Source organism: Congregibacter sp., from assembly GCF_965660375.1.
In the GTDB taxonomy this organism is placed as follows: domain Bacteria; phylum Pseudomonadota; class Gammaproteobacteria; order Pseudomonadales; family Halieaceae; genus Congregibacter.
Map to the genome: position 1 here is coordinate 1 of NZ_CBFHZO010000108.1, position 2,822 is coordinate 2,822.

A 2,822-nucleotide genomic window follows, 5' to 3' on the forward strand; every position below is an offset into this window, starting at 1 on the left:
CTTCTTTTTGTCTCAGTGGTTCCCTCGCCTTGCGGCCTACAGCGACTACGACGGTTGGCACAACAAGGCCTTCCTGGGCAGCGGTGAGTTCACCCTGGAGTTCGGTGATTACGATGTGTCCCTGACCGTGCCGGACAATCATGTGGTGTCTTCTACCGGTGCATTGGCGAATGCCAGTGATGTGCTCACCAGCGAGCAGCAGGACCGTCTTGCGAGTGCGGGCTCTGATAAGCCGCGTTTTATCGTGACGCCGGAAGAGGCCCTGGAGAACGAAAAGTCTGAGCCTGCCGGTACACGCACCTGGCGCTTTGAAGCGGAAAACGTTCGGGACTTTGCCTGGGCCAGCTCCAGCAAGTTTATCTGGGACGCCATGGTGCATGAGCAGCCGGGTGCCAAGCACGAGCGCGTTCTTGCCATGTCCTTTTACCCCAACGAAGCCGAGCCCGTCTGGTCCAAGTACTCGACCCAGGCCGTGGTACACACCATGGACGTGTACAGCCGCTTCTCCTTTGATTACCCCTACCCGACGGCGCAGTCGGTGAACACCTGGGAGGGCGGTGGCATGGAATACCCCATGATCACCTTCAACGGCTACCGTCCTGACCCGCCCCGTGCCAAGCCGGAAGATCCCGACTCCGCTGAGTCCCGGGCGGCCGCTGAGCTGGCCTACTCCCGTCGCATCAAGTACGGGCTTATCGGCGTTGTGATTCACGAGGTGGGGCACATCTACTTCCCCATGGTGGTGAACTCCGACGAGCGGCAGTGGACCTGGATGGACGAGGGTCTCAACACCTTTCTGGAGTATGTCGCGGAGCTTGAGTGGGAGGAGGATTTTCCGGCTTTCCGTCGTATCTCCAATTCGCTCGTCAACGAGACCAACGTTCTCGATATGATTCCTGAGTACATGATGTCGCCCAACCAGGTGCCTGTCATGACCCAGTCTGATTCGGTATTGCGCCTGGGACCCAACGCTTACAGCAAGCCCGCGGCGGCCCTTACGGTGCTTCGGGAAACGGTCATGGGGCGAGAGCTCTTTGACTTTGCCTTCCGGGAATATGCCCAGCGCTGGAAATTCAAGCGCCCGACGCCGGCAGACTTCTTCCGCACCATGGAGGATGCCTCGGGTGTGGATCTGGACTGGTTCTGGCGCGCGTGGTTCTATACCACGGACTACGTGGATATGGCGATCACCGACGTCCGCGCTTACCGCCTGAAGACTGGCGATCCTGACGTGGACTACCCCCTTGACCGCGAAGAACACAATCGCGACAACCCCGTGCCGGTGAACATCGAGCGCAACCAGGCCGCAGGCATTGTGCCCCGGGAAGAGCGTTTTGAAGATCTCAAAGATCTGTACAGCGACAACGATCGCTACACGGTGACGAACAAAGACCGCAACGATGCGGCGGACAAGTTCAAGAAGCTGGAGCCCTGGGAGCAGCGCGCCTTTAATCAGGCCATTGAAGACGACGAACTGTTCTACTTCGTCGATTTTGAAAACCTCGGTGGCGTGCCCTCGCCGCTGATGCTGCATATTCATTACGAAGATGGCTCAAGCCGTGAGCTGGAACTGGCGGCGGAGATCTGGCGCAAGAATGCCGTCAAGGTGACTCATCGGCTGATCGAAGAAAAGCCCATCGCCTATATTGAAGTGGACAGGAGGCATCAGACTGCTGATGCCGACTACAGCAATAATCGCTTCCCCTCGGCAATTCATCAGTCGCGCTTGTCGGCGTACAAGTCCGATTCCAAGAAGCGCAATCTTATGGCCGACATGCTCCATGAGCTGAAAGACAGCGCCAAGACTGATGCTGACAATGGTAAGGCGGCACCGCTGAAGCCTGCGAACGGTGGTTAAGGCGGGAGGTTCCTCCAAAGCTGCTCACTCGACACTACTACGCTGGATTGTCAGCGCAGTAGTGCTGCTTGCCATAGCGCACGCTGGGGCGCACCGGGGCCACGCGGTCTGGACCGATATCACCTGGTCCGGTGAGAGTTTTGAAATAGTCCACCGCATGCATCTGGCGGACGCCATTGTGGTTAATCGCTACATGGGCGGCACGCAGCCCATCGAAGAGCTCCGCAGTCTGGCCCTTGTCGCGCTGTACGTGGACGAGCGATTCAAGCTGCTTTCGGGGGAATCCGCCGAAGATCAGGCGGTGCCGACCGACACCATTAAGCTTACGACCATCGGCGCGGAAATTGAGGATGATTTTTTGCTGGTGTATCAGGAGTGGGTGACGCCGCTACCCGAGCGCTTCCCGGTCATCGACAACCTTGTTCTGCTGGATGTAGAACCGGAGTCCCAGGCCTTTATCAAGATCAAAGGGCCCGGGCTGGATGAGGAGCGGGAACGCTAGCCCTAGCCGCGCTCCCGCCTCTTGTAAGCAGCGTTACCGCTGCCGTGGAATGAGGGTGATTTCTGTTTGTCGCCCATCCAGATAGCGGACAGTCTCGCCGTCAAAGAACGCGTCTTCCTCGGTCATAAAACGCACCTCCTGACCATTCCATTCAGGCACCGCAGCCTCCGCATTGAGTTCTATGGACCAGGCGGTGTTGGGTCGCAGGGGATAAACGCCCCGGGCGCCTTTCATCGGCCCCTGGTTATCCCACATGCCGATTCCCGGTCCCGCGCCATGGCCGTGGAGACCCAGAGGGTGGGTATAGATCGTGCCCTTGATTCCCTGCGCCGCGATGGTCTTGCGGGCCTCGGCGAGCATGTCATTCCCCGAGCGGCCGGTCTTGAAGGTTGCCAGCAGGGCATCCTGGACCTTGTTCGCTGCTGCCAGGCCATCTCTCAGCCCCTTGGGCGCTTCGGTTTC

At 59.0% G+C, this 2,822-nt stretch carries 3 protein-coding genes; 2 read left to right on the forward strand and 1 reads right to left on the reverse strand.

Going from position 1 to position 2,822, the window contains the following annotated elements:
* On the forward strand, positions 1-1,858 hold a 1,858-nt coding region (locus tag ACTG3T_RS10620; protein WP_439102249.1), incomplete at its 5' end, for a M1 family metallopeptidase.
* Positions 1,859-1,919: 61 nt separating this feature from the next.
* Positions 1,920-2,360 carry a DUF6702 family protein gene (locus ACTG3T_RS10625; RefSeq protein ID WP_439102250.1) on the forward strand — a complete coding sequence of 147 codons (441 nt, stop codon included), beginning with the start codon at positions 1,920-1,922 and terminating at the stop codon, positions 2,358-2,360.
* A 33-nt stretch (positions 2,361-2,393) separates the two neighbouring features.
* Here the strand turns inward: ACTG3T_RS10625 and ACTG3T_RS10630 are convergent.
* Positions 2,394-2,822: M24 family metallopeptidase (locus ACTG3T_RS10630; RefSeq protein ID WP_439102251.1), on the reverse strand; the 429-nt coding region annotated here is incomplete at its 5' end.